This window comes from Pseudomonas sp. C8002, from assembly GCF_013385765.1.
Classification (GTDB): Bacteria; Pseudomonadota; Gammaproteobacteria; order Pseudomonadales; family Pseudomonadaceae; genus Aquipseudomonas.
On record NZ_JACAPJ010000005.1, the window covers coordinates 340,795 to 360,045 of the forward strand.

The window sequence follows — 19,251 nt, forward strand, 5'->3', positions numbered from 1 at the left end:
AGTACGAGGAAGCGATATGAGCCAGATCACGATCTACCACAACCCCGAATGCGGCACCTCTCGCAACACCTTGGAGTTGATCCGTAACAGCGGGGAAGAACCGACGGTTATCGAGTACCTGAAGAACCCGCCTGATCGCACCACACTTGTCAGACTCATAGAGGATATGGGTATCGGAGTGCGGGCTCTTTTGCGTATCAAAGGCACTCCGTACGAAGAGCTGGGATTGGGCGATGCATCGCTGACTAACGAACAGCTCATCGATGCCATGATGGCTCACCCTATCCTCATCAATCGCCCCATCGTCGTGACGCCCTTGGGTACACGCTTGTGTCGTCCGTCAGAGGCAGTCCTCGACCTTCTACCGCAGGAGCAGCGCGGCAGCTTCGTCAAAGAAGACGGACAAGTCGTCATTGATGAGCACGGTCGCAGAGTCTGATACGACAACGGTGAGGTGCCGCGATTGAGCCTGGAGGATGCTGGTGAGTCAGAATTCGAAACTTGATGTTGTGGTCATTGGCGGTGGTCAATCAGCGCTGACAGTCGCCTATTTTTTGAAGCGGTCAGGCTTGTCTTACGTGCTGCTCGATGCGGAGTCGGCACCAGGAGGAGCCTGGCGGCATGGCTGGGACTCGCTGCGACTCTTCTCTCCATCGGCATGGAGCTCGATTGCGGGCTGGCCGATGCCTGCCGTATCAGAAGAAACGCCTCACCGTGATGATGTTATCGACTATCTGACTCTGTACGAGCGTCGATATGACTTCCCCATCATCCGATCCACCAGGGTGACCCGTGTCGAAAAAATCGAAGAAGGATTACGGGTTGTCTCCGGGGATAGAAACTGGGATGCCAAGGCGGTTATCAGTGCAACAGGCACCTGGAGCCGCCCATTTACCCCTAGCTATGCCGGACAGGAGTTGTTCGTACGGCAGCAGCTTCATTCCGCTCATTACGTTGGGCCGAATGAGTTTGAGGGGAAAACCGTCCTTGTCGTGGGTGGTGGCAACTCGGGAGCCCAGATTTACGCCGAGGTTTCTAAAGTGGCTCAGGCAATCTGGGTAACTCAAAAGGCTCCAAAGTTTCTACCTGATGAGGTTGATGGGCGCGTCCTGTTCGAACGAGCTACTGCTCGATTGAAGGCGCAACAGGAAGGTGTGGAGCCTGAACAACCCGCTGGGGGGCTGGGCGACATCGTAATGGTGCCATCGGTGAAGGACGCTCGTGAACGCGGTGTATTGAGCGCAGTACGGCCATTCACGCACTTCACTTCAACAGGCGTTGTTTGGTCATCAGGAGACGAAACAGCGGTGGATGTCGTCATCTGGTGCACTGGGTTTTCTCCAGCGCTCGACCACCTGGGCAACCTGGGTATCGTTGACGATGACGGTAAAGTCGCCGTGAATGAAAACCGGAGTGTTGCTTCACCTAATCTGTGGCTGGTGGGCTACGGCGATTGGACGGGGCTAGCCTCCGCTACATTGATCGGAGTGACCCGCTCCGCTCGAGATGTAGTCAACCAAGTCCAAAGCTATCTCACAAGCGAAGCCTGATGGCTCGCGAAGCAAATCGAGTGCGCCTACTGTTTATACGACTTCAAGATCGGGGAAGAGAATAGGCTCCAGTGGCGGAGTTGCCTGGCACAGTCCGAGCCGCCAGTAGCCGACGTCGTGCCATTTCCCAAGCTTGAAGCCAACCTCCGGATATGTACCGATGTGGACGAATCCCAGCGACTCGTGCAGACCCACACTGCCTTCATTGGGCTGAGCAATTCCGGCGTAAGCTGCACGAAAGCACTGTTTTTCAAGGATCGGAAGCAAAGTCTCATAGAGCTCACGGCCAACGCCCTGACGGCGAGCCGATTCAGCTACGTACACCGTCACGTCCACCGCCCACCGGTAGGCTGGACGTGCGCGGTGCTGGCTGGCATAGGCGTAGCCCTCGATCTCCCCACCTTCTTCGGCCACTAGGTAGGGATACGTCTGAAGTGTCGTCGCTATCCGCTGAGCAATCTCCTCACCGCTTGGCGGGGTCTCTTCGAATGAGATCGCCGTGTTCGAAACTATGGGAGCATAAATGCGCTGGATTGCCTGTGCATCTGTAACCACTGCAGCTCGAATTCTGACAGGCATGTGAGTCGTCCCTGAATAAAAGTTTGAAAATTACCTTTCCCGGATCAGTTTCGCCATTAGCCCATTTGAAAAAAACGAGCTGTGTGAAATCTAAAATTCAGGTCGCAATGCATGTTCTCAGTTCTGCACCTTCGGCTCATCAAATTCATCGGCTGCATCAACAACGCAGAACACTGTAAGCGTGCGCTAAGCGACCCGTCCTGACGGCATCGCTTAGCCGACCTCAAAATAAAATGCTGAGTAACCATCCGATAAGACCTCCCGCCAGGACGACCAACCATGTAGGAACCTTCCAGAACATCAAAGCCACAAGCGCTATCAGCGCCAAGCCAAAATCTGTAGGAATCAATATGGCGCTCGTCCAGACTGGGTTATACAAGGCTGCCAGGAGAAGGCCTACAACTGCTGCGTTTACGCCTGAAAGTGCGGCTTGGGTGCGTAAGCTTTTCCGCAGTTGCTCCCAAAATGGCAACACGCCGATTACGAGCAAGAACGAAGGAGCAAAAATTGCAACGACGCACGCGGTAGCCCCGAGCCAACCAGAAGGTTGGGCATTCATGGACGCGCCAAGAAATGCTGCGAAGGTAAAAAGTGGGCCTGGTACGGCCTGTGCTAAGCCATATCCGGCAAGAAACGTGTCATTGGCTACCCATCCGTTCGGCACGGTCGCCGACTGAAGCAACGGCAGCACAACATGCCCACCTCCGAAAACTAATGACCCGGCGCGGAAAAAGGCGTTTACCACAGCTAACGCTTGTGAGGGCCACAACTGAACCAGCAATGGCAGGCCAGCTAACAGGCCGAAGAACAGCAGCAACGACACCACACCGACTTTCCTGCTCACCGGTATCGGCAAAGACTCAGTAGTCTGGCTTTGATCGGTTTTGAAGAGCATTAGTCCTATGACGGCACCGAAGAAAATCACGCCGATCTGCCCCCAAGCATGTGGCCAAAGCATTGCAGCATAAGCCGCAAACACGGCGACGGTTATTCGAGGGGCATCAGTGCAAAGACTACGGCCCATTCCCCAGACGGCTTGAGCAACGACAGCCACCGCGACAATTTTAAGACCGTGCAAAAGACCGCTCGGAAACGCGCCTCCCCACGCGGACATACCCTGAGCGAATAAAACCAAGATTATTGCCGAAGGCAATGTGAAACCTGCCCACGCAGCGACTGCTCCTGGAAATCCGGCACGAGAAAGTCCTATACCTATGCCAACCTGGCTACTGGCGGGCCCCGGCAAGAATTGGCACAGGGCAATCAAATCCCCATAACTGCGCTCGCTCAGCCATTGGCGTCGGGCAACGAATTCTTCGCGAAAGTAAGCTAGATGTGCAATCGGGCCTCCGAAAGAAGTGAGACCTAGGCGCAGGAATACCAGAAATACCATCCATGGGGACTCAGTCGTAACACCCTTTGAACGTCCCTCGGCTGACAAGATTCGTTACTCCCCACATGACTGCTATAGAACACCAAATACGACGGCCTCCCTCACCGGCATATCTCGGCTTCGATATGCCGTCGCACACTGTATCGTGATCCTAACGACAAAATGATGGCACTTCGTTAGACGGTGCTCCTACAGCAGAAATTCTGATGGAGAGAAATTCTGCTGTCAGCTCATTTTCTAATCACCTCGATAGAGTGGCTGTGGCAACGGCAGGCGCAGCGCTGCGACGCAAAATCAGGACTCCACCGATTGCAGCCAAGGTCGAACCGATCAACACGCCGACTTTTACCTCGTCAATCAGGTGAGCTGATCCAGCAAACGCCAAGTTGCCAATGAACAGGCTCATGGTGAAGCCGATGCCACACAGGAGCGCAACGCCGTAAAGCTGTGCCCAATTGCTGCCTTCTGGTAGTTTGGCCAGGCCCATACGAATGGCAAGAGCAGCCAATAGGAAGATGCCAATCTGCTTGCCCACCAACAAGCCCAGCGCAACACCCAGAGGAACCGGATCGACTAGGTTCTCCATGGAAATACCTGCCAGTGAAACGCCCGCATTGGCGAAGCCGAAAATCGGCACCACAGCGAACGCAACCCACATGTGCAGCTTTTCCTCCAGGAATAGCAGTGGAGACCGGGCTTCCTCTTCAGGCTTGCCCATTGGGACGCACAGAGCTACAGCGACACCCGCAAGGGTGGCATGCACTCCCGACTGCAGCACGAAGAACCACAGCACACCGCCGACCAGCAAATAAGGGAATAATCGTCTGACGCCCAATCGATTCATTGCGATCAGAATGACCAGGGTTACGAGCGATGCCAGCAACATCGGCATGGAAAGACCGGTGGTGTAGAAAAAGGCGATGATGACTACAGCACCCAGGTCGTCAATGATCGCCAAGGCGGCGAGGAAGACCTTCAGCGACGTAGGGACTCGCTTACCTAGGAGCGACAAGACGCCCAGGGCGAACGCGATGTCGGTAGCGGCAGGGATAGCCCACCCCTTCAAGGTCTCAGAATTCCCCCAGTTGATTGCGATGTAGATCAGCGCAGGCACCACCATGCCGCCTATAGCACCAAATCCCGGCAAGGCACGCTGGCCCCAAGTGGATAGCCCGCCTGCCAGAACCTCCCTTTTGATCTCAAGGCCGACCATCAGGAAGAAGATAGCCATCAGGCCATCATTGACCCAATGCTCCACAGACATGCCCAGCCAGACACTGTGCAAGGCGGCAAAATAACCTTGCGAGAGAGGCGAGTTAGCCACAATTAAGGCCGCGAGTGCTGCGCCCATCAGTACGAGACCGCCAGCGGATTCCGACGATAGGAAGCGAGCCAGGATCGCGGCTGCTCTAGGGGTTTCTGCGGGAGTTCTGCTGTGAGTCATCAGTGTCCTTACGCTTTGATCCAAAGCGATTATTTTAACATCCGAGGTTTACCAACGCGGCAGGGCACATAGCCTGTAACGATTTACACCAAGCCCTAATCAGCCTCCAGCCTGTTCCCCGGCAGAGGCTCGCTCACGAAACTCAGGAGCACGCTCCAAGCGCATATCCTCAATAGGCGAGCGAACATTGATCATTCCTTACAGGCGTGTGGTTCCCCGGATATTTGATGATTGAAGCAACTGAAACCCACCATAAATGCCCGCACCTCAGCGCGATCCTCCGACTGTGGCATTTCAATCTGGAGTAAGCCTATTTGGGGATATACGCTGCTACCGACTTGCGAATTTCTTCCCGCGCTTCATCCGCGCTCCCCCAACGCCCCATCTTCACCCACTTACCCGGCTCCAGTGCCTTGTAGTTTTCGAAAAAATGCTGGATCTGTGCGAGGAGTAACGCAGGGAGGTCTGAGCACTCCTTTACATCGCTGTACATTGAGCTGAGTTTTTCATGAGGCACTGCGATCACCTTGGCATCCGCACCAGCTTCGTCCGTCATGTACATCACACCCACCGGGCGACTGCGGATGACAACGCCAGGTGAGACGGGATAAGGGCAAACCACCAGGACGTCCAGCGGATCACCATCGTCGCTCAGCGTGTTCGGGATAAACCCGTAGTTGGCCGGATAGAACATCGGTGTGCTGAGGAAGCGGTCAACGAAGATCTGCCCACTTGGCTTGTCCACTTCGTACTTGATCGGAGTGTGGTTTGCAGGAATCTCGATAACGGTGAAAAAGTCATCGGGGATGGCTTTGCCAGCTGGGATGTCCGCGTAGCTCATGTTCATAGCTCCGAAGTTGTGGAGGGGGCTGCGCTGGAAGGCGTTTTTCCAAGGGTGCCCATCTCGATTGGCGTCTTAGTGAAAAACACCGATATCTCCTCGGAGTCCAGTCGTGTGAACAACCGTTCTGCCTCATCTTCCGTGATTGCCAAGCGAATCTCCGTGGGTTGATCCGCCAGCTCAAAAAAGTGCGATGAATGCAGTTTTCCGGTGTGCCCAAACCCTTCGATTCCAGTGCAGAGCGTGGCGCCTCGCAAACCCATTTCTTTAGCCACGTCGACGATCCATTCGCCTAGCATCTTTCCCTGATAGCGACGGTTTTGTTGAGTAAAGAAAACGACCATAAAGCCTTTCATTTCGATCTCCTCAGCGAGTACCAATCATTTGGTAGGACAGAAGCCCGGCAGCAGTCATCGCTAACGAACCTACGACGTGCAACGAAATTGAGCCGAGCGCCCAGAGCAGTCTGCCTTCCTGAATCAAGGCAACCGTTTCGGCTGAAAATGTGGAAAAGGTGGTAAGCCCACCACAGAAGCCCGTGATGATCAGGAGACGCCACTCTGGGCTTAGGGTCGGAGATGCGGCCAAGAAGGCGATGGCCAAGCCGATGATGTAACCCCCAACCATGTTCGCGACCACAGTACCTGGAGGAATCGTTGGGAACAGAGCATTCAGCTTCATCCCCAAGAGCCAACGCAACCAAGCTCCAAGTGAAGCGCCAACAGCGATGACGATTAATGACTTCAGCATGGCGAGCCCACCTCATCAGACCTGAATGGAATAACAGGCGGAGGGCAGGTGCAGAGAAGAAATCGAGACTCGAAGGGTAAGATCATATCCTGTCCTAAATTGGAGGACAGGGAGGCACACCTACGCACCCTGTCCAGGGTTCACGTAGGCATCATCAGCACGAAGGCGGTTAAAGGAGGAATGCCATCTCCTGTTCTGATCCTATAGCATCAGCGCCAATGGCATCAAGAGCAGTTACACGCGAGCGATCTGAAGGCCCCTTCGGCCAGGCAAGATGGTTGATCAATGATCCAGGCAGGGGTCGACCCTTCGCCCAACCAGATTAGTTGGCGCGTCTACATCGATTTAACCGATACCACTTCCACATACTTGTACTTTTTCCTAGCAGCCTTCACAGCCTCCTGCTCAGCAAGCAACGAGCTCAACGTGTCGGCCTCGTGGATAAACTCATGCATCTTCCCCTCGAATTCGTTTCCAACCCGAAGCGTGACCTTCAGCCTAGGCGTAAATGCTTTTGCCACTTTCTTCTTCGCTGCTGGAGCGACCAGCGGTTTGGCGAGCACAACTTCTTCCACGGGCTCCGGCACTAGCGACGTAGAAACTTGCTCCTCTGGCTGAGGTGTGCCGAAAAGGGCATGACGCATTTCTTCTTCAGTTAAATCAGAGCTCATAGAACATCTCAAAGGGACGCATTTCGCTGGGCAAGTTCTAATAGGATTGTTGCTGACCGGTGTTCGGGGAGCCTGCGGAGACGTCAAATCCCCAATTCGATTTCAATACAAGAGCCTCGCAAGGCTCGCGAAAGCTGCGCCTTTGGCAGCAGTGTAATGAGCCCATCAACTAAGTTGCTAGCGTGACGAGCGTACAGCGTGACTGTGCCTGCATCAGGCGTTCGACCTGGCACGATGGCACCTACCCGCTGCTGGGCAATTTTCAGTATGCTCAAGACGTCCTGACTCACCTCATTGTTGGACAGGTGTTCAACCAATGGTCTGGGTGGAGGGGCGGCGCGGCTCCACATTTCTATGACCGCTTGGAGGAGTCCGTCTGAGCCAAGATGCTCGAGGGCCATTTCCCATAGCTGACCTTCCTGCGCCATATCCAGGCGAGCCCTAGTCATTACGGAGTTCTAACAAGTGAGGCTCTTTCTTGATTGCGAGTTTTCCCAGCTCTCGGCGGCTGCGAAGCTGATATCACTCGCATTGGTGGCTGAGGATGGGCGCGAATTCTACGTGGAATTGCTCGATGCTTGGCAAGAAGAAGACTGCAGTGATTTCGTTAAGGAAATCGTGCTTCCGCAGCTGTGGGGTGGGAGCTACGCATTGCCCATTGTTGAAGCCAGGATGTCGCTGCTCAGGTTTCTGACGTCGTTCAAAAAGGAGGTCGAGATCGTCACTGATGCTCCCCAGTACGACTGGGAGCTTTTTTGCGATCTAGTCTATGACGGCGGGCGATGGCCCAGAATCGTTCGTAACTTTCCTACTGACGCAACGACACTTACTCCGACTAGCGAGGGTAAGGAACTGCCTCACCACGCCTTGCTCGACGCCAGGATTATTGCCGGCATGTTTGCGCCAATGTACCGAGGGAACGGGTTATCCTGATCAGAGCACGGATCAACCATTTGGATTGGGCTGAAGAGTGGGGCGAAGCATGAAATGGAAAGCGCGCACGACAGAGCAAGTCGCGGAGCTAATCTGCGGGGACAACACAGAAGGCTATTTCCGCTACCTCACCGGCCCCAACTTGACTCGGTTCTTCAGGGACGCCGACACAGATTTCGTCCATGACGGCTCAACGCGCCGATTCTGGGTTGCGGATGTCCTTCAAAAAATCCTGGATTTTCCAAGCTCAAATCCGTTGATGCCACCAGATGCAATGCTCCGTGTGATTCGCCTTCTCATGGATAATGAAGATGCCTTCAACGAGAAGCCGCCCCGCTTGAACGCGCTCATGGCAATAAACGGAGCGATCAAGCGCGAGGGCTTTGAGGCATTCTTTGCAGATGACGACCAGTGCTATCTGCGTCACTGCCGCACCGGCGCAATAGGAAATGAATCCGCGAGCCCCCACCGTCCTCTTTCTGCCGCAGAAATTGAGAAGAAAAATCAGCTGATCTTGTACCTTGATCAGTGCTCAGAGGACGATCTGATTGAGCATGTCCTGCTTCCTCTGTTCAGGCAGTTAGGATTCGCTCGGATCACATCTGCAGGGCACAAAGACAAAGCCTTGGAGTATGGGAAAGACATCTGGATGAAGTTCACGCTTCCCACCCAGCACGTCATCTACTTTGGCATCCAAGTGAAGAAGGGAAAACTAGATTCCTCCGGAGTGACGAAGGGAGGACAAGCCAACGTCGCCGAGATCCATAACCAGGTGCTGATGATGTTGGGCCACGAAATCTTTGATTCAGAGCTCAGCAAACGCGTCTTGGTCGATCACGCTTTCATCGTCGCGGGTGGAGAAATCACCAAGGCTGCTAGAAACTGGATCGGTGGCAAGCTCGATCAATCCAAGCGGAGTCAGATCCTCTTCATGGATAGAGAGGACATCGTCAATCTCTTCGTGGTGTCGCCCTTGATCGTTCCGCAAGTGCCGAGAAAAGCATCTGTACTATTCGACGACCCAATCCCCTTTTAGATGGGTATGGCTAGTCGCCTATCGTGGAATTACATCCCTAGTTCCAAATCGATCTATAAAGATGCCCTACGACCAAGGATGATCGCCAATGCCTTCTATGCGCCCCTCTCAATACGCCATGCAGCAGCGCACCGACGGAGGGCCTTTCCTTCGTATTGATCTTAGTGACGCAGTGGTGCTGACCGAGGAGGAGCTTAAGGCCGTCGAATTAGGAGAGGAGTATGAGTCGATTAGCGACGAGATCTATGGGACGTCTCGTGTCTACTACAGCGATGTCGCTCTGTTAGATGATGCGCCTGGTTGGCATCTGATTTTGGAGGTGGCTCCGGAGTATCTGACTCTTTATCCCATCAATGCTCGGTCTGAACATCCTGAATACGCTCAGCCCAAGTACGAAGCCATCACTTCGATCATCATTACCAGACCCGTTTACCAACCTTATACACATCCGACCGATGAGTACGAAGTCGATGAGCTGCTTAGCGGTATACCAGCTGGGTTATCAAAGGATTGGCGATACGGCCTAGGTTTTCATTACGAATACCGATACCTAGTAAACGCGCTGAGTCCGTTGGAGGGAGTGGACACGCTCATCCTGCACGGCGGTACTGGTAGCAACGCTGCAAAGGTTAAGGGCAACGAGTTCTACATTGGAGTTGATCTTCTTGACCGTCTGAAGAAGAGCTTGGATCGATTGACGCAGCGACATCAGCGAGAGACTGCAGCGGACAAAAAACTCGTCTGTTACACCAGCTTGCTGTATCAGGCAGCGCCGGAGCTGTACCCAGCCAAGGCACGAAAGCTACCTCCGGATCTGCTTGCTAGCTTAGTTTCATTGGGGTCGGCGACGCCTACTCTTTCATCTAATGATCAGCAGCAGGCAGTCAAGCTGGCGCAACAGAGCGTCCCTACCCTGGCGAAATCCGCACCACACACTCTCTACAACCTGAAGGCGGAGATTGAACTGGTCACCCTTGGCCAGCTCATTGACGTCTATAAAAAAATGATGGAAAGCAACGTTGCGGAGCCGAAATGGCAGAGCTTCCTCAGCGGAAACCCATTTATTCTCGACATGGCCTTTGGATACCCCGTTAAGAAAGTTGCCGACCAACCCTACGTAGGCGGTAAGAATTTTAGTGGTCGGGGTGGGCAGTATTCCGACTTCCTAATGGCAGCCAAGGCTACCGGCAACCTTGCGTTGATCGAGATCAAACATCCCCAGCATGATCTATTGGGGAGACAGTACCGGCAAACCTATATCCCGTCCTTCGAACTGAGTGGATCGGTCGCCCAGATCGTCAGTCAGCGAAGCAACGTACAGCGCGAGATAGATAGCCTAGCGCGTGGCTTCAAAGAGCGTGTTCACGCACATGCAGTTGCGGCCATCATCATAATTGGCCGCACTCCGGAAGAAGAGGATAAGCAGGAAGCTTTTGAGCAATATCGAAATGGGCTCAAGGATGTGCTTGTGGTCACCTTTGATGAGTTACAGATTCGCCTTGAAAGTATCTATCAAGCGCTGACACCACAAACTCCAGAGGAGCCTGAAGGGATACGAGATGAAGACCTGCCCTTTTAGAGACCGACGCAGCCATTGGGAGTCTGATAGTAACGAGTGTCTGTCCCTCCAGGCGCTAGTAGTCCATGTTGGTGTGAAGCTCCCACAGATGACTCCAGTGGTCGATAAACCTCTCCAACGCTTCCTCCCCGCCCGAGGTTGCCTCCTTGTAAGACTGCAACGATTCTTCGTCGAACGAAGGGTCAATGCCAGCCTCCATCAGCCGGTAGGCGCCGGCGAGATGCCCCATGGATAGCAACTTGTCTACATCATCGAAGATGGCGCAATTTAACTCGTGATCATTGGCCCCTATAGGGATCAAAGAGAACCGGGCACTTTTGCCAAATTTTGTCATATTCCCAGGAACGGTTCCGATGCTCGGTATATGCACATGCAACGCCCCTTTATCATTTTCGTAACCACCGTGGGCGAATGGATTACGAATACGTTCCTTGATATCTCGCATTCCCTGAAGCGTTTTCCGTGCTTTAGGCGATGGATTTGCTCCTAAAAGCTCGTCGAGCTTCTCATTCCAAGTCTTAGACATGAAGGCTTTGAAACCATCCTCAGGCAAAGGAACGCCGGTAAAGGCACGGAGCAAATTCAATCTATGCTCTAAGGCGCTGAAATATGCATCAACCATGGCAACCGAGTGATAAAAGCCTTCCTGCTGCGCCTTTATGCTCCGGTTGTAGCTATTCATAAGCGTAGAAATGAAGCCTTGAGGAAATTCGTGCCCTTCCTTGAGCTTTTCCTTAGCTTTACGCTTGGCACGTCGAAACGCTTTTTCTGCTTGGCCTCGGAAAAACTCATAACGTGACACGAATTCATTGAGGTGATTGCCGATAGTCACATTGCCTGAAGAAACCTGCCGTTCGAGCACCGGTTTGAGGAATTTCTCGACAATGTTTACAGCGCTTTTGAGCTGCCCCTCGATACGCTTTCTACTCTTATTCAGGGCTAGCGAGCTGAGCAAGTTAAGGCCGAATTTGCCGAGCTCAATGGCGATTGGCTCTCCACTGAATGTGCCATAGACTGTCCAGCGAACCTTCTCGCGAGGCCCATACCATTTCCAACCCAGAAAATTTCGCAGCATAAGCAAGAGCATTTCCGGCACTGGAAAATCCTCACGATGCAATCGCGAGCTGCTCAGTTCGTAGATATCAATGGTAGGAGCGTCGCTAGAAAATCCTACTAATCTTTTGGCCAGATCATTACGTAACAGCTCAAGCCGCCCCTTTTCCAATTCGCCGCTTTCTCGCATTACCGACCTCCTTTGTCGAATCGTCTATCCGCTAAAGGCTCAGCATGAACGGAATAGATACTGTTTTACTAACGGTCAACCGGACATCCGCCCATGTCGCGCCTATAACCTGATGAAGATCCGTTGGGCCAAGGTGTTCCTATGCAATTCTCCAAAGCAGTCCTTCCTGTGACATTTCTAGCCGGGAGCTTGTCGTTGAAAAATCATTCGGAATCAGTTTGCTCGGATGTGGTTGTTTTAAGATATCTGCGAACAGTGGTCTTCGACAGTCCCAGCGCTTCCGCGATCTCAGCGACCGGAACGCCCTCACTATTCAGGCGATTAGCCTCCGCCGCCTTTTGCGCCGCATCGGATCGGACAGGTCGACCAGGCGGCAGCTTTCCTGCTTGTGCTAATGACTCCATCTCCTGATCAATCCTGTCCTTCGAAATCCTATTTAGCTGCTTATTCAGACGCTTTAGCCCCTCCCTAAACGGCTCATCGGACTGTAGACACGTCGCCATGAGAATCAGCGAGGCCGGCTCCACCTCCAGCAGCGCTGCAAGACGAATGAGCACATCAATCGTGATGTTCACCTCTCCACGCTCTATCCGGCCCCAGTAGGAACGGTCAATCGTGATCAGGTTTTCCTGCGTAAAACCCTTTCTTCTTCGCAATGCTCGTACTACTACAGCCAGGGCTTCTGCGGCCTCCATTACATTTCCCCAAGTAAATCGAGGATAAGGCCATATTGCGGAGAACCATAACACGGACTATCATCCGTATTATGGTGCGATCAGCGCTTTCAGGCTGGCTTCCCGCGATTCGATTGACGCCTCCAAGCCAACGCAGCTGCCGTGCGGAGAGACTCTTTGCGAGGGGCGAGCGCCAACAAGCGGGGTTGAATTGTCAATTTCCGGGTTATTAATTGAGGTAAATCCTATGGCTAGCGTCCAAGAGCCCGACTTTATGAAAGGGCCGAGAACGCCCCTTGAGGGCTTGTTAGGTACTTCCGAGGCACGAGCTTTATCAGTCGAACAATTTCCTAGAAAGCCCTACTGCCTAGTCAGAGACTGGACAATATTTCGAATCGAAGTAACTCCCGACGAACTCGCCAAACTGCATGCAGTGGGCCAGCTCCCAATGATCGTTTTTGCTCACAACGTGGTCGAGGATAGCCAAGGTCGTTTCGAGAGGGGGGATTGGGTTCGTTCAAGCATGTGCACCGGTTTCCACGACGGGGTCGTGTTCGAAACGAGGAACACTGTCTATGTCTTGATCGGCCCTGGCCATGAACAGCCTGCCAGCCTGAAGGAAGTATTTTCCTTCTTCTAACATGCGCTTCGTAACGGAGCCCTTTGAGGCTCAGGAAATACAATGTTTAGAACACACGACGCCGATATGCTTGGCATGCCGGGGATGTTTGGTGAAGGCCAGTACCAATGGCATCAGGTATCCAAAGTTCTTCGAAATCACTGGTATCACGTCACCGTCCAGGCTCAGCACAAGGGCCAAACCACAGAAGTGGTTCTAATGATCGACAGTGAACCTCGACTACAGCAGGTGCTGATTGCACAAGACGAGGAGACGATCATCACCGACGTTCAGGTGGTCACGCCGGCATATATGAATGGCTCCGCAGGATGGCGCATGGAAGCACTGACCAAGGTGACGCTTGGCGAAGACCAAAACGAGTGTGTTGTGTGCCTTCTAGATGTGGAGAACGGCTCCAAGTATCACAGTTCTCACCAACCTGGCTTCAACACTGATGCACTGAGCAACCTTCGTCCGATCTATCACGCGAACATGATTCGTACAGCCTGAGATTTACCAAGAATCCCACACGATATCAGCGCAGATGTTTCCGTGTGGATTTCCTAGTAACGCCATACGGGCTGCGAAAGGAGCGCAATTATGTTGAACACTCTGGATGTGAATTTTCATGGAAAACGACATACGGATTTCGATCTCGAACGAATCCTAAAAGCACAAGCGCAAGGCTTCGACAAACCGATAACAGCCTATCTCTGCAGAGTATCCATAAAGGCTCGTGCCGGATTAGGCGTCGTGTTTGGTCACAACCGTAAAGACCAATATGGGCGGTTTGGTGATGGTCATCTGATCCGGACTTCTGACGTGATTAAGGCGGAGCGCGAGGGTCGATTTTGGGTACTTACCACAGAGAACTCACGCTACGTGATCGCGACGTTTCAGCACGGTAATGGGCGTGCGAGCCTGCGAGATTTTCTACGTATTTCACAGGGGCAGCACCATTTCACTCCACCATTGTTGCAGTGATGGTCGCGCCCATTAGCAGGGATGGAAATCACCATCCTGTGCTCAATTTGGCTCGTCCGCCTGCGTACTTTTAATAAGGTAATTACCGAGAGAGGCACATAGGCCAACTATCAACTCAGCCTCATTGAATGAAGGTTCTCGCCCTTCGCGTATGTGCCGACCATTTTCAGATGCGTAGCCCCAAGCTTTTGCTACAGCCTGATCCAGTGGGGGAGGAATGATGGTGTTGTGTCGTTTGAGAATGTCACCCAGATTCGCTTTGACATCACCAGTGATTTCTCGGGCAACACACTCTAATGATGCCATAGCATGTTGGATGGCACCTGTTGGATCAGGAGAGGGGCGACGGGAGAGATCTCCAATTGCTTCGTGCAACTCCTTCCCAGCTGTCACGTGGCCGAATGCGCGCTCGGTCTCCCGAGCATTCTTTACGATGACTTCAAATGATTCCGGGCCGCGAATTTCGACAAGGCCATCTACAAGCTTCCAACCAATGCCATTTTCTACGAAATAGTCATTTAACTCAGTGTGAAAATGTTCGTAAGTATCAGGGTTGTAGTTGTACTGACCCAAATCGGCTTGGATGCGCTCGATCACGTCATAAACTTTGTACCACTTACATTCCTGGAGAAGATTGTTCACCTCCCAGTCAACGTTGGGAAATTCGCTCCAGTTGTTCGAATCAGGCTGTTTTTTTAGGGCTTTACAAAGAATAGCCCGCAGACCTGAGGGCTTGAATCCGCACTCGTAGGCCAGTTGAACCAAATACCCACGCAGCTCCTCAGGCGCATCCTCCCTGATGGTGATTTCACGCTCTTGGGTGCGATGAAATCCGTTGCGCTTGGAAAAAGAGTCATTCATCCCGTTTTCGCTCCATTGATCCCTTGTTTCAGCAAGCTAAGGTTTTTCAGTTTGCATGTCTATTGCCTAGATGGCCGTAGCATCTGAGAAACCAGCGAGCCTGCGTGATGGCGTCATTCTAGCGCTGAGCGTCGGTCGGATTGCCTGATTCGATTTCTTAATTTCTGGTTTGGTCATGCATTTTATGCAGAATCAGAAAATCTGATCCCTTTTAGGGGCGACCAGCTTCTTACCTTGAAGAATAGGCCTCCGCTCTCATCCCCAGTGACGCACTACGCAGCATCGCAGGTGCAGAAAAAAGCGGTAAACTCGCTGCGACCAACACAGGGCAGGATGTTATGAAAATCAATGCTGTAAAATCAGCGCACTGCCCAAAATGGCTACGTACGAAGAATTTTCTCCAGCGGATTTGCTTTGAGGTGACAAGGATGTTTAGAAAAAAAGCGCAATGGCCTCGCCCGAAACACTCCCGCAACGTACTAGCGTTAACTGTTAAGTTGGTTCTTATTTTTCTGAGCATGGTTGCGTTACTTGCAACTGTCTACCCCCTTGTGGATGTGGAAAAATTAACCCCGGCCTCAGCGTCGGTCATATCGATAGTCGGGGTGGTTTTGGTTTTTCTGTACATGTTTTTAGTGTCTTATGAGATATATGTAGCAGAAGGAAAAAGAGTATTTAAACAATCCGACCCTGATTCTATTCGCAACTACATGCTTCATTGGATAGCCTATGGAGGACGAGTAGCAATTTGGACTCGTGACATGAGTTGGGCAAAAGGTGATAAGTCACAGAACTTGCTGCGTGAAAAAGCGGAAAACGGTGAGCTGATAATTTGTCTCCCAAACCATACTGATTTTTCGAGAGAGCTGGAAACGAAAGGGGCTCAGATTTATGTGTATGGCCGGGAGTTACTCAGTGACCCAAGCGCCCGCTTTACTATCGCATTCTATGGTAGGGACGGCAGTAAAGTTGCCATTGGAAGAGCGCAAGCAGATAAGCAGGTAGTTGAGGAGTTCAGCTCTGGCGCACACCCCTCATTTCAACTGGCCTACGAGCTTGTGCAAATAGCTAAAAATATTTCTCAAAAAAAAGGTGAAAACCAATTATGAGCTCACGGTTTTCGTACGTTGACAGCATATCCTCCCAAGAATTGGCCAATGAGTGGGACTGCCTTGCCTCAGAACGGCATCAGCAAATCTTCAACGGATTAGATATCACATTTACTCATGTCATGGCTCCATTGGTTGAGTCACTTGTTGGTCAGGATGATGAGGCAACCTTGGTCGACATCGGTTCTGGGACTGGTGAGCTTACGGGCCGCTTAGCCGCAAGGTTTAAAAAAGTCGTGTGTGTCGAACCATCGTTGCAGAGCATTAACATTGCGAAATCTATACTGTCATTTTTTTCAAACATTGAATTCATCAACTCTGACTTTGAAGACTGCGAAACTCATCTAAAGTCACGAACCGAGAAAAATGTTTTTCTAGCAGCCATGATGTTATCGGCAGATCCGCAGCTCGACAAATTTGCTCAAACCCTCTCAAGGGTGGCACAAAAAGGCGATGAATTTGTAGCTACCATTCCTCATCCGTGCTTTTGGCCAAGATATTGGGGGTATGAAAAAGAGTCGTGGTTTTCTTATAGCAAAGAGCTGATGATTAAGGCTCCCTTCAAGATATCTTTATCTGATTCCGAGTTTAAAACCACGCACATCCATCGGCCAATTGAGCGATATATAGTGACGTTCGCCAAATATGGATTTCAATTGGCTAGCATGTCCGAACCGATCCCTAATAACAAGGTTCAGTCTTTATACCCAAAGAAATGGGAATTTCCACGATTCTTGGCATTTAAATGGATCAAGAGCTCACCTAAATAACCCGATCATATTTGGGTAGTTCGGCATTTAAGTAGAACAAGTATTCACTTGGTTTGGCTGCTTCATAGATCGTAGGTGACCCCAGCTGGCCCAAAAGAGGCCATTGGGCGTACCCGTGACGTCCTGATCACCTGACTCGCTTGAGATCAAAATCGACCAGTGGCTGCCTCATGGAAGCTTTCTGAGACGGGCCAGCCCCTGCTTTATGTGGCCAGCGTTCTCCCCAATTGTGTAAAGCGCACCACGGACGTTGTCGCCTACTTCCGCATGCCCCTGGGCTTCCACCTGGAGCGTCAGCTCCATGAGCGCAGCTTCGAGAGCGAGCTGATTCTGGTACATCCTTTCCAGAACGTCTGACAGTGAGTATTCACTGGGCATTTACATGGACTCCTTTTTTACGACCCAGCATAGCTCAGTGATGAATCAGCAAGTGTCTTGCGGGTATAGGCATACCCTGAGAGCACCTTATGAGCGTCCCGCCCCTAAGTAGTCTCAAGGTGTTTGATCTGCGAGCTAGAACAGCAAGGAGCCCGAAGGACAGAGATGCCGGCTAGACACTTGGTCGGTTTTTATTGATCCGTCGTACCGGATGTATCAGAGGCCGGGCCTCCGTTGAAGCTAAAATCGGTGGTGCCGTTGGTGATCCATTCGACCAGCTTTTCCTTGGGTGTGTAAGCCACCACTCCACGTTTTTGAGTCGGATCGAATCTTAAGACGCGCCATATACCAAATTCGGGGCCGAAGTCGATGAACACGGGTTTGGAAACCCACCAGCGAGCAAAAAGCTTGCTGCGGGAATGCCAGCTAAATGAAGCCAGTCCATTCTCCGACACTTTTGACAAACCCATTCTGAAGTTGTACCTGTCGAACTCAGTTCGCGTGCCATCGATCACCCAGATCATATTTTGATAGTAGTTTTGCCTCGCGATGACCTCTTCAGGATGTATCGTCGATCTCTGAAACTCAATGACCATCCCTGAAGGCGTTCGGACATCTGCTATATGTCGCTCCCCTGAGGACGCTTGCAACACAACTTCCTGCCACTCGGTTGGGAACATATTCTTCCAATCGCGATGCCATGCCGTTTCCGTTTCCCACCACGGATCGCAATTGTCCAGACGTTTATGAGCCCAATGCCAGACGACATGGTTCCCGCATTTAGCGACGGTCTGGGAACCACAAAAACTGCAAACACCACGTGCTTTTGGAGTGGCCTCTACACGAGCGCCTTCAAGCAATGAGTATTTCATTTTCTTCCTTGATGATCAAAATGAGGGGCGGTAGCTCTTAACTTCCTGGTTGTCAGTACCTTGTGACCCACAGGACGAAAGACAAATATCTGAACACGAAAGTCGTCGTGCCGCTCTGGCTTCTTTCAGCCTTCGCTCAGCGTACTTAGCCGGATCATCATCTGGCAGCGGGTTGCCTGCAGCAGATAGAGCTTCGGCGCGCTCTTCAATGAGCAGACGCTCAGGATCGCGAACCGTTTGGTAGGCTCTGCCTGGTACGCGTCGAGTTGTGTCCATTCCCGGCTTCCCAGAAGGCTGATGAATAAGAGCGACTAGATTACTTTTAGAACGATAACAGAACGCTTCGAATAGCGATGCCGAGCTCCGAATCATGAGGGTAGGATGCGTTGCGATCTATGCTTCCCAGAGCCTCAGACACCAAGCAAGCGGAGCGCGCAGGCGTGAGGGATGCGAGCCCGCAGGGGCGAGACACGCCTTGTCGGGGCTCGATTCACGGCAGCCTGACGCCGCAGGCGGCATGCCATCAACGCCAACAAGAGGTAACTCACATGCCCGACGATGAACTCCGCGAGCTGGAAGCCAAGAGACGAAAGGCTTTGTGGATGCTTGCGAACATATCTCCAGGCGATTCGAAGGCGTTCGATGCCTTATCCATCCTTGCTGACCTTGAACTTCTAGAGAGAAAAGACTCCCCTCATTCTGACAAGGCGCTTGAGCTCAACCAGGTTCGGGATTGTGTCCCGGTGCAGCATCACCCCTCCGGCATCGACATCATCTTGGAGCAGACTATCCCGCAGCCCTGGCGAGAACGTTTTCTGCAAGCGAGCATCGGATCAACCAGAGTTCCTGACGGGCCCTACGCCACGAACTGGGATAAATTTCTGGCTTGCTGGGAAAGAGAGATGCAACACCTTGAGGCACACAGAGCTGCCTGCAGTAAGCCCAAGCTGGATTGATGCAGACGG

The 19,251-nt window shown here is 52.2% G+C and carries 23 protein-coding genes and 1 riboswitch; of the genes, 11 read left to right on the forward strand and 12 right to left on the reverse strand.

The features are described 5' to 3' along the window. Positions 1-16 precede the first annotated feature (16 nt). Both arsC and HX814_RS08165 read left to right on the forward strand, forming a co-directional pair. The gene (gene arsC / locus HX814_RS08160) at positions 17-439 is read left to right on the forward strand and encodes an arsenate reductase (glutaredoxin) (protein ID WP_007247287.1); all 423 of its coding nucleotides are present in this window, start codon (positions 17-19) and stop codon (positions 437-439) included. Positions 440-476: 37 nt separating this feature from the next. Continuing rightward, the gene (locus HX814_RS08165; RefSeq protein ID WP_177015393.1) at positions 477-1,550 is read left to right on the forward strand and encodes an ArsO family NAD(P)H-dependent flavin-containing monooxygenase; all 1,074 of its coding nucleotides are present in this window, start codon (positions 477-479) and stop codon (positions 1,548-1,550) included. A gap of 33 nt (positions 1,551-1,583) precedes the next feature. On the opposite strand, the gene HX814_RS08170 is transcribed toward HX814_RS08165, so the two are convergent. The 7 genes from HX814_RS08170 to HX814_RS08200 all read right to left on the reverse strand — a co-directional run bounded on the left by HX814_RS08170 (position 1,584) and on the right by HX814_RS08200 (position 7,228). Further along, the gene (locus tag HX814_RS08170; RefSeq protein WP_055135313.1) at positions 1,584-2,129 is read right to left on the reverse strand and encodes an arsinothricin resistance N-acetyltransferase ArsN1 family B; all 546 of its coding nucleotides are present in this window, start codon (positions 2,127-2,129) and stop codon (positions 1,584-1,586) included. Positions 2,130-2,352: 223 nt separating this feature from the next. Next, complete coding sequence (chrA, locus tag HX814_RS08175) at positions 2,353-3,522, reverse strand: chromate efflux transporter (protein ID WP_159936671.1); 1,170 nt, start codon at positions 3,520-3,522, stop codon at positions 2,353-2,355. Between the two features lie 241 nt (positions 3,523-3,763). Next, positions 3,764-4,966: a Na+/H+ antiporter NhaA gene (gene nhaA, locus HX814_RS08180; RefSeq protein WP_055135311.1), complete on the reverse strand. Its 1,203-nt coding sequence runs from the start codon at positions 4,964-4,966 to the stop codon at positions 3,764-3,766. A 310-nt stretch (positions 4,967-5,276) separates the two neighbouring features. Continuing rightward, the gene (gene ppa, locus HX814_RS08185; RefSeq protein ID WP_055135310.1) at positions 5,277-5,807 is read right to left on the reverse strand and encodes an inorganic diphosphatase; all 531 of its coding nucleotides are present in this window, start codon (positions 5,805-5,807) and stop codon (positions 5,277-5,279) included. Positions 5,808-5,809: 2 nt separating this feature from the next. After that, on the reverse strand, positions 5,810-6,163 hold the full coding sequence (locus HX814_RS08190) for a DUF190 domain-containing protein (RefSeq protein ID WP_008438039.1): 354 nt from the start codon (positions 6,161-6,163) through the stop codon (positions 5,810-5,812). 10 nt (positions 6,164-6,173) lie between these two features. Continuing rightward, a complete protein-coding gene (gene crcB / locus HX814_RS08195; RefSeq protein WP_055135309.1) occupies positions 6,174-6,557 on the reverse strand; it encodes a fluoride efflux transporter CrcB in 384 nt (127 codons plus the stop codon). A 138-nt stretch (positions 6,558-6,695) separates the two neighbouring features. Next, positions 6,696-6,757: riboswitch (Fluoride riboswitch) on the reverse strand. A 135-nt stretch (positions 6,758-6,892) separates the two neighbouring features. Next, the gene (locus tag HX814_RS08200) at positions 6,893-7,228 is read right to left on the reverse strand and encodes a hypothetical protein (protein ID WP_055135308.1); all 336 of its coding nucleotides are present in this window, start codon (positions 7,226-7,228) and stop codon (positions 6,893-6,895) included. A 465-nt stretch (positions 7,229-7,693) separates the two neighbouring features. Here HX814_RS08200 and HX814_RS08205 point away from each other — a divergent pair, with 465 nt between their 5' ends. From HX814_RS08205 to HX814_RS08215, 3 genes are all read left to right on the forward strand, one after another. Further along, a complete protein-coding gene (locus HX814_RS08205; RefSeq protein WP_177015394.1) occupies positions 7,694-8,161 on the forward strand; it encodes a 3'-5' exoribonuclease in 468 nt (155 codons plus the stop codon). 49 nt (positions 8,162-8,210) lie between these two features. Further along, complete coding sequence (locus HX814_RS08210; protein ID WP_177015395.1) at positions 8,211-9,197, forward strand: hypothetical protein; 987 nt, start codon at positions 8,211-8,213, stop codon at positions 9,195-9,197. A gap of 88 nt (positions 9,198-9,285) precedes the next feature. Further along, entirely contained in the window at positions 9,286-10,776 is a 1,491-nt protein-coding gene (locus HX814_RS08215; RefSeq protein ID WP_177015396.1) for a Shedu immune nuclease family protein, read from the forward strand. 55 nt (positions 10,777-10,831) lie between these two features. On the opposite strand, the gene HX814_RS08220 is transcribed toward HX814_RS08215, so the two are convergent. Together HX814_RS08220 and HX814_RS08225 are read right to left on the reverse strand one after the other, a co-directional pair. Further along, positions 10,832-12,019 carry a hypothetical protein gene (locus HX814_RS08220; RefSeq protein WP_177015397.1) on the reverse strand — a complete coding sequence of 396 codons (1,188 nt, stop codon included), beginning with the start codon at positions 12,017-12,019 and terminating at the stop codon, positions 10,832-10,834. 203 nt (positions 12,020-12,222) lie between these two features. Next, positions 12,223-12,714, reverse strand: coding sequence for a helix-turn-helix domain-containing protein (locus tag HX814_RS08225; RefSeq protein ID WP_169907394.1), 492 nt, complete (start codon positions 12,712-12,714; stop codon positions 12,223-12,225). A 253-nt stretch (positions 12,715-12,967) separates the two neighbouring features. Between HX814_RS08225 and HX814_RS31670 the strand changes: the two genes are divergently transcribed. From HX814_RS31670 to HX814_RS08235, 3 genes are all read left to right on the forward strand, one after another. After that, positions 12,968-13,333 (forward strand): hypothetical protein, encoded by a 366-nt coding sequence (locus tag HX814_RS31670; protein WP_371318517.1) that lies wholly within the window; start codon positions 12,968-12,970, stop codon positions 13,331-13,333. Positions 13,334-13,375: 42 nt separating this feature from the next. Continuing rightward, positions 13,376-13,822: a hypothetical protein gene (locus tag HX814_RS08230; protein WP_177015398.1), complete on the forward strand. Its 447-nt coding sequence runs from the start codon at positions 13,376-13,378 to the stop codon at positions 13,820-13,822. Between the two features lie 90 nt (positions 13,823-13,912). Beyond that, complete coding sequence (locus HX814_RS08235) at positions 13,913-14,296, forward strand: hypothetical protein (protein WP_169907392.1); 384 nt, start codon at positions 13,913-13,915, stop codon at positions 14,294-14,296. A gap of 42 nt (positions 14,297-14,338) precedes the next feature. Here the strand turns inward: HX814_RS08235 and HX814_RS08240 are convergent, their stop codons facing one another. After that, positions 14,339-15,157 (reverse strand): AbiJ-NTD4 domain-containing protein, encoded by an 819-nt coding sequence (locus tag HX814_RS08240; RefSeq protein ID WP_177015399.1) that lies wholly within the window; start codon positions 15,155-15,157, stop codon positions 14,339-14,341. A gap of 338 nt (positions 15,158-15,495) precedes the next feature. Here HX814_RS08240 and HX814_RS08245 point away from each other — a divergent pair, with 338 nt between their 5' ends. Continuing rightward, complete coding sequence (locus HX814_RS08245) at positions 15,496-16,266, forward strand: hypothetical protein (protein WP_177015400.1); 771 nt, start codon at positions 15,496-15,498, stop codon at positions 16,264-16,266. Continuing rightward, positions 16,263-17,036, forward strand: a complete 774-nt coding sequence (locus tag HX814_RS08250) for a bifunctional 2-polyprenyl-6-hydroxyphenol methylase/3-demethylubiquinol 3-O-methyltransferase UbiG (protein ID WP_177015401.1) — start codon at positions 16,263-16,265, stop codon at positions 17,034-17,036. The genes HX814_RS08245 and HX814_RS08250 overlap by 4 nt, the downstream gene beginning before the upstream one ends. A gap of 168 nt (positions 17,037-17,204) precedes the next feature. Here HX814_RS08250 and HX814_RS08255 read toward each other — a convergent pair whose 3' ends face one another. Then, positions 17,205-17,414 carry a hypothetical protein gene (locus HX814_RS08255; RefSeq protein WP_177015402.1) on the reverse strand — a complete coding sequence of 70 codons (210 nt, stop codon included), beginning with the start codon at positions 17,412-17,414 and terminating at the stop codon, positions 17,205-17,207. A gap of 191 nt (positions 17,415-17,605) precedes the next feature. Next, positions 17,606-18,286 (reverse strand): competence protein CoiA, encoded by a 681-nt coding sequence (locus tag HX814_RS08260; protein WP_177015403.1) that lies wholly within the window; start codon positions 18,284-18,286, stop codon positions 17,606-17,608. 548 nt (positions 18,287-18,834) lie between these two features. On the opposite strand from HX814_RS08260, the gene HX814_RS08265 reads away from it, so the two are divergent. Beyond that, a complete protein-coding gene (locus tag HX814_RS08265) occupies positions 18,835-19,242 on the forward strand; it encodes a hypothetical protein (protein ID WP_177015404.1) in 408 nt (135 codons plus the stop codon). Positions 19,243-19,251 lie beyond the last annotated feature (9 nt).